Source organism: Streptomyces milbemycinicus, assembly GCF_002154605.1.
Lineage (GTDB): Bacteria > Actinomycetota > Actinomycetes > Streptomycetales > Streptomycetaceae > Streptomyces > Streptomyces milbemycinicus.
The window spans coordinates 1-7,232 of sequence record NZ_MUNE01000090.1; the positions used below are offsets into that span (position 1 = coordinate 1).

7 protein-coding genes are annotated in these 7,232 nt (G+C 68.2%); 6 read left to right on the forward strand and 1 reads right to left on the reverse strand.

The features are described from left to right. Window positions 1-60: 60 nt before the first annotated feature. Window positions 61-588 carry a hypothetical protein gene (locus CCN51_RS08025; protein WP_014175728.1) on the reverse strand — a complete coding sequence of 176 codons (528 nt, stop codon included), beginning with the start codon at window positions 586-588 and terminating at the stop codon, window positions 61-63. Window positions 589-934: 346 nt separating this feature from the next. Here CCN51_RS08025 and ngcE point away from each other — a divergent pair, with 346 nt between their 5' ends. The 6 genes from ngcE to CCN51_RS08055 all read left to right on the forward strand — a co-directional run. Further along, window positions 935-2,368 (forward strand): N-acetylglucosamine/diacetylchitobiose ABC transporter substrate-binding protein, encoded by a 1,434-nt coding sequence (gene ngcE, locus CCN51_RS08030; protein WP_014175727.1) that lies wholly within the window; start codon window positions 935-937, stop codon window positions 2,366-2,368. Between the two features lie 165 nt (window positions 2,369-2,533). Next, the gene (locus tag CCN51_RS08035) at window positions 2,534-3,457 is read left to right on the forward strand and encodes a carbohydrate ABC transporter permease (RefSeq protein ID WP_043489889.1); all 924 of its coding nucleotides are present in this window, start codon (window positions 2,534-2,536) and stop codon (window positions 3,455-3,457) included. A gap of 76 nt (window positions 3,458-3,533) precedes the next feature. Continuing rightward, entirely contained in the window at window positions 3,534-4,487 is a 954-nt protein-coding gene (locus CCN51_RS08040) for a carbohydrate ABC transporter permease (protein WP_014175725.1), read from the forward strand. Window positions 4,488-4,780: 293 nt separating this feature from the next. Beyond that, window positions 4,781-6,259 (forward strand): class I adenylate-forming enzyme family protein, encoded by a 1,479-nt coding sequence (locus CCN51_RS08045; RefSeq protein WP_014175724.1) that lies wholly within the window; start codon window positions 4,781-4,783, stop codon window positions 6,257-6,259. After that, window positions 6,259-6,507 carry an acyl carrier protein gene (locus CCN51_RS08050; protein WP_014175723.1) on the forward strand — a complete coding sequence of 83 codons (249 nt, stop codon included), beginning with the start codon at window positions 6,259-6,261 and terminating at the stop codon, window positions 6,505-6,507. Before CCN51_RS08045 ends, CCN51_RS08050 begins: the two co-directional genes overlap by 1 nt. 35 nt (window positions 6,508-6,542) lie before the next feature. Beyond that, on the forward strand, window positions 6,543-7,232 hold a 690-nt coding region (locus CCN51_RS08055; RefSeq protein WP_245881588.1), incomplete at its 3' end, for a condensation domain-containing protein.

Consider the following 7,232-nt stretch of genomic DNA (forward strand, 5'->3'; position numbering starts at 1 on the left):
GTGCGGGACCGGCCGCGGTGGGGGTGGGGCCGCTCCCGCACCCGGGTCCTCATCGACGGGTCAGGCCGCGGTCTTGGACTTGGTGCCGAGGGAGACCCGGCACTTTTTGGCCTTCTTGGCAGAGTCCGCCAGGAGTCCGACCACCTTGACGGTCTTGGAGGCGTTTCCGGCCACCTCGGCGTCCGACTCGAAGCCCGTGGTCACCGCCTTGTCGTTGCTGTCGACGAAGCCGACCATGAGCGTGTAGTAGGACGTGGTCGAGTCGGAGTTGGTTATCTTCACATTGGCGTACGGAATGCCGTCCGAGCCCCATCCGCAGGTGCCCATCTTGATGTCCGGGCTGACGAGTGCGCTACCGCCGGTCGGCGTGTCCGTGGGGTCGTCGGTCGGGTCGTCCGTCGGGTCTTCGGTGGGGCTGGGGGACTCGGTCGGCTCGACCGGGAGCTCGGCCATGCCCTTTCCGAGCGCCGCGCCGCCCTTGGCGTCGCCGGCGGAGGATCCGCCCCCTTCGGAGCCGCACGCCGATATCGACGCGAGTGTCGCGACCACGACAAGCGCGGTGGCGAAGGGGAATTGCTTCCGGACCACAGGGGCCGCCTTTCTTGTTGGTTCACGCGCACGGCGGCGTGCCGCACGGGCTGTGTCCCCTACGGTATGTCGGACAGGTCTCAACTCGGGAAAGACTGTGGCCCAATGACCATTCGATCTTGCCCACTTGAGGCCGAGTGGACTATACCTGTCGCCCCGGGGGGAGGCCGCTGTGCGGCCCCACGTCGCGTCCGCCCTTAGCGGGCCTCCGTGCTCCCCGGAGCACAGTCAGTAATACTCCGTTTTACGCTTCAACTGACCCGCGGTGTCGGGCCCCTCGCCGGAGGCGAGTATGTACGGGAAACCGCTACACCGCCTGAGTCCTGACGAAGGCGAGGACTTGAGCATGGGATCCACCCCAGATTTCGGCCGTCGCGACCTGATCAAGCGGTCCGCGGCGCTCGGACTGGTTGCCGTGCCGTCCATCAGCACCCTGACCGCCTGCGCGAGCGGCGGTGACGACGGGAACAAGGTCGACAAGGGCAAGAAGAGCGACAAGAACCCGCTCGCCGTCAATGAGAGCGCCGCGCTCGACGTCGTCATTTTCGATGGTGGTTTCGGCCAGAAGTATGCGAAGGACGCCGAGGCCGAGTACGAGAAGGCGTACCCGAAGACGGCCGGCAAGGTCAAGCACTCCGCCACTCAGAAGATCCAGACGGTGCTGCAGCCGCGGTTCAACGGTGGCACCCCGCCGGACCTGATCGACAACTCCGGCGCCGAGCAGATGGACTTCGGCACCCTGGTCGCCAAGAACCAGCTGACCGACCTGACGCCGCTGCTGGACGCGCCCTCCGTGGACGACCCGAGCAAGAAGGTGCGCGACACGCTGCGCCCCGGTGTCGTGGAGATGGGCCAGTTCGACGGCAAGCCGGTGTGGATCCTGTACTACGCCTACACCGTCTACGGCGTCTGGTACTCCAAGACCAACCTGGAGAAGCTGGACGCGGAGTACCCCGAGACCTGGGACGACATGCTCAAGGTCTGCGAGAAGGCGAAGAAGAAGGGCATCGCCGGCTGGACCTACCCGGGCAAGTTCCCGTACTACATGCCGTTCAGCCTCTACCCGTTCATCGCGAAGATCGGCGGCCCGGACACCCTGATCGCGATCGACAACCTGGAGCCGAACGCCTGGAAGCACCCGGCCGTCAAGGCCGCCTTCGAGGCGTACTACGAGCTCTACAAGAAGGGCTACATCCTCAAGGGCAGCCCCGGCCTGACCCACATCGAGTCGCAGACCGCGTGGAACCAGGGCAAGGCGCTGTTCATCCCGAACGGCTCCTGGGTGGAGAACGAGGCGAAGAAGACCACGCCGAAGGACTTCCAGATGTCCGTCGGCGCGCCCTCCAGCCTGGACAGCAGCGACAAGATGCCGTTCGGCACCATCTGGGCCTCGGGCGGTGAGCCCTTCATCGTGCCCAAGGCGGCGAAGAACCCCGAGGGCGGCATGGAGCTGCTGCGGATCATGCTCGGCGAGAAGTCCACCAAGAACTTCGTCAAGCAGGTCTCCTCGCTCACCTCGCTCAATGGCGGCACCGACGGCCTGAGCCTGCCTCCGGGCCTGCAGTCCGCCCAGGAGGCGCTGGAGAAGGCCGGGACGAACGTCGTCAACCCGCGCCTCCAGGACTGGTACGTGGCGCTGCAGAAGCAGCAGATCGGCGTCGGCGCGCTCGGCGAGATGATGGCGGGCCGGATGACCCCGGCCGAGGCGATCAAGAAGATCCAGAAGTTCGCCGACGAAACGGCCAAGGACGACGCCGTGAAGAAGTACAAGCACGCCTGATGAGGTTCGAGCGTCACCAGCGGCCCTGTGCGCAGGGAAAGACCGAGGTCGGTAGAGATGCAGCACGGTAAGCACCAGTCGGCTACGGCGGTGGTCGCGAAGGTCCCGGGCGGTAAACACCCGGGCGTCAAGCAACCGCGCGTCAAGCTGTCCACGCGGCAGAAGATGGAGCGCGCGTATCACCAGTACGGGTTCCCCCTGGGGTTCCTGGCCCTGCCGGTGGTCATTTATGCGATCTTCGTGATTTCGCCCTTCGTCCAGTCCATTTATTACTCCTTCACGGACTGGACGGGACTGAGCTCCGACTTCAAGATGGTCGGGTTCAAAAACTACGACTGGCTTCTGCACGACGACCTCTTCTGGACAGCGGTCGGGCACAATGTGCTCCTGCTGCTGGTCGTGCCGCTGGTGACGCTCGGCCTGGGCCTGTTCTTCGCCTTCATGCTCAATGTCGGCGGTCGCAGCAAGAAGAACGCGGCCGTCTCCGGGGTGCGCGGGTCGAGCATCTACAAGGTGGTGTACTTCTTCCCGCAGGTGCTCTCGATCGCGATTGTCGCCCTGCTGTTCCAGTTCACGTACAACCCGCGGAACGGCGCGCTCAACGCGTTTCTGGGGGGCATCGGGCTGGATTCGCTGCAGCAGGAGTGGCTGGCCGATCCGAAGCTCGCGCTGTGGTGCCTCATGGTGGTCATGGTCTGGTGCAACGTCGGCTTCTACGTCGTCCTGTTCTCCGCCGGAATGAGCGCCATTCCCAAGGACTTCTACGAGGCGGCGCTGCTGGACGGCGCCAACCGCATCACGACCTTCTTCCGGATCACCCTGCCCCTCCTGTGGGACACGGTCCAGACCGGCTGGATCTACATGGGCATCCTCGCCCTCGACGCGTTCGCCGTCGTGCAGATCATGACCGTGGGGCCGGGGGGACCCGCGGACTCCACCCAGGTGCTGGGCTACATGGTCTATACGAAGACGTTCCGCGACGGGCAGGCCGGGCGTGCGACGGCGATCGGCGTCGCGATGCTGATCGTGACCCTGATCTTCGCGGTCATCGTGGGCAGGCTCGGCCGGCGCGAACGGCTGGAGTACTGATGGCTGGAGTACTGAGGGCCAGGCTCTCTCTCGCACACCGGAACCGCCGTATCTCCGCCGACCTGGGGGTAGCACAGTGAGCGCGCAAGCACAGCCCTCGGAGCTCCCGGGCGCCATCAAGGAAGACGAGGCGCCCGGGGCGGCGGGGAAGGCGCCGGGCACGGGCAAGGTGCCGGACTTCCCCCCCAAGGGCCGCATCAGCAGCGAGGGGAAGGTCCTCAACGTCTTCTCGCACGGCATGCTGGTGCTCTGGGGACTGCTGGTCACCCTGCCGCTGCTGTGGGCGGTGATGAGCTCGCTCAAGACCGACAAGGAGATCTTCACCTCTCCCTGGGGCCTGCCGGCCAGCCTGCACTTCGACAACTGGTCGCGGGCCTGGAGCAAGTCGAACATCGGCGACTTCTTCCTCAACACCGTTCTGGTGGTGGGGTGCTCGCTGATCGGGACGATGCTGCTGGGGTCGATGGCGGCTTATGTCCTGGCCCGCTTCGAATTCCCGGGCAAGCGGATCATCTACTTCATGTTCGTGGGCGGAATGAGCTTCCCGGTCATTCTGGCGCTGGTGCCGCTGTTCTTCGTCATGAGGAACATGAGCCTGCTCAACACCTACCACGGGCTGATTCTGGTCTATATCGCCTATTCACTGCCGTTCACCGTCTTCTTCCTCACGTCCTTCTTCAAAACGCTGCCCTCGTCGGTGGCCGAAGCGGCGCTGATCGACGGTGCCTCGCAGACCCGGACCTTCTTCCAGGTGATGCTGCCGATGGCGAAGCCGGGCCTGATCAGCGTCGGCATCTTCAACTTCCTGGGGCAGTGGAACCAGTACATGCTGCCGACCGTGCTCAACACGGATGAGGACAAGCGGATGCTGACGCAGGGCCTGGTGCAGCTGGCGGCCAGCCAGCAGTACAAGGGGGACTGGTCCGCGCTCTTCGCGGGGCTGGTGCTGGCGATGCTGCCGGTGCTCGGTGTGTACATCGTCTTCCAGCGTCAGGTCCAGACTGGTCTGACGGCGGGGGCGCTCAAGTAACAGGGTGTTCGTCGCTGCGGTGAACCGGCCCCGCTCTTCCCCATCACGGGGAGGGCGGGGCCTTGGTCTGTCGCGCTGTCACTGAATTGCCGATGATGTTGCTGCCAATCCCTCTCACCCGCGCGGTACGCGCCTGTATGGTGCCCGTAGTTTCCCGGCGCTGACCCGGGCGACAAGTCGCCGTTTCCGGGCGGCAATTCCTCAATGGCGGCATTGTGCGTCCTGTGGCGGAATTCCCGGGCGACGGGGCAAACAGGCGACGAGGCTTAGAACGGGGAGGAGCCGCGGTGTCCATGGGGCTGTGCGAGGAGATCGCGAGCCGGATCGCCGATCCGGGCCGCGTCGCCGTCAGGGAGCAGGCCGGTCATACCTGGAGCTGGGACGGGCTGCTCGGGGCGGCCGAAGACCTGGCCGAGCGCCTGCGGCCGCGGGGGGCGCTGCGGTTGGCGGCGGTGCGTACGGGCAGGCCCGTACAGACCCTCGTCGCGACCCTCGCCTGCGATCTGCTCCAGGTGCCGCTGATGCATCTGGACTCCGGCCAGCCGGAGGCCGAGTACGCCCGTGTCACCGCCGCCTTCGGACCGCATCTGCTGCTGGCCGACCCCCGACCCGGCGACGATGCCGAGGCGGAGGCCGACTCTGGGCTTGTGTGGGAACGTCACGGGCTCTCGCTGGCCGTCTCCGACTCCGGGGGCGACGGCGGGGGCGCCGCCTTCCCCTCCCCCCGCTCGGGCATCTTCCTCACCTCCGGCTCGACGGGCGAACCCTCGGGCGCCGTGCGGTCGATGCGCGCCCAGATCGTGGACTCGCTCCGGTGCGCCGAGGCCATGGGGTACGACCCCACGACCCCCGTGGTGTGCGCGGCGCCGGTCTTCCATCTCTACGGACATACGCTCGGCCTCCTCGCCCCGCTGCTCAGCGGCGCGCCGGTGACGCTGTGCGGATCGCGCGTGGTGCCCTCCCAGATCGCGGCCGCGGTCCGGGACAGCGGGGCGCGGGTCCTGATCGCCCTGCCCTTCCACTACCGGCTCATGGCGGCCGACTCCACCTCCCGCTTCGACGGCCTGGAGCGCGCGCTGTCCGCCGGCGCCCCCATTCCCAGCGGCGCCGCGACGGCGGTGATGAAGGAGCACGGCTTCGCGCTGCTCAACATGTACGGCTGCTCGGAGGCCGGGGCGATCACCGTGAAGCCCGTCGACCCGGAGGGCGACCGCCCGGGGGACGTCGGGCAGCCGCTGCCGGGGATCGTGGCGACCCTCCGGGAGGCGGACGGGGAAGACGGCGCGGGCGAACTCCAGCTGGCCACGGAGACATTGGCCGACGGCTACGCCCATGCCGACGGGGTGCGCCCGCTGTCCCTGAACGGGGACCTGCTGCGCACCGGGGACCTGGCGAAGCTGGGCCCCGACGGCTCCATCAGGCTCATCGGCCGGCTCGCCCGGATGATCAACGTCGGCGGGAAGAAGGTCAATCCGGTGGAGGTGGAGCGAGTGCTCGCCGAGCACCCCGCCGTCACCGACGCGCAGGTCTTCGCGGAGGCGGACGGCGGCCGCGGCCAGGTGCCGGTGGCCCGGGTCGCCGCCCCCGGGCCGGTGACGGCCGACGAGCTGATCCGCTGGTGCCAGGAGCGGCTGATGGAGCACAAGATTCCGCGGCGTATCCAGGTGACCGCCGAACTGCCCCGCTCGACGACCGGCAAGGTCCTCGCCCCGCGTCCCGCCGCACCCGGGCCCGAGGCCGGGCCGGAGCACGACAAGGAAGGAAGCGCGTGATGGACCGCGAGAGCCTGGTCGAGGAGATCGCCCGGCATATCACCGTGGTGGTGCCCGCGCTGGCCGAGGCCCCGCCCGGCCCCGGCACCAACCTGCTGGAGATCCCCGACTTCGACTCGATGGCCATGCTGGAGCTGCTGGTCTGGCTCCAGGGGAACTACGGAATCGACGTCCCCGACGGAGAGATGTCGCCGGACAACCTCTCGACCGTCGGCCGGATGGCGGACTTCGTGCTGAGGCAGCGTTGACCGGCGCGGCTGAGAAGAGCGCGGCTGAGAAGAGCATGGACGACACAGCCGTGGGCGCGGAGACCGAGGGGGCCGTACGCGAGGAGGCCGTCGAGTTCGGCGGGCTGCGCGCCGTACGCGCCCCGCTCACCTGGGGCCAGCAGGTCATCTACCGCGCGCTGCAGAGCCGTGCCCAGCGGGCCCACTACGACTACAACCAGCGCATGTCGCTGCCGGTTCCCGAGGGCCGCTCGCTGCGCGAGGTGATCGACGCCGTACGGGATTTGGTCACCGCACACGAGAGCCTGCGCACCGTGTACCGCGACGGGACCGCCGACTCCGCCCCCTACCAGGAGGCGCAGGGGGAGGGGCGGCTGACGGTCCGGGTCCTCCACGGCGACGACCCGGCCGCCGCGCTGGACGCCCTGGCCGTGACGGACTTCGACCTGTCGCGGGAGTGGGGCATCCGCGTGGCGGTGCTGACCGGGCCCGGCGGCGAGCCGCGCCGGGTCGCGCTGTACGTGTCGCATGTCGCCGTGGACGGCTGGGCGATGGGCCTGGTCGTGCGCCGGCTGAAGGCCCTGCTGGCGGACGCCGCCGCCGTACGCGCCGAGGCCGCACCCGGCCAGGCCGTACCGCAGCCCGCCGACCTCGCCCAGACCGAGCGTTCGGAGATCGGGCGGACCGCGGACCGGCGCGCCGACGCGTACCAGCGCTCGCTGCTGCGGCGCGCCGGTCCGCGGTCC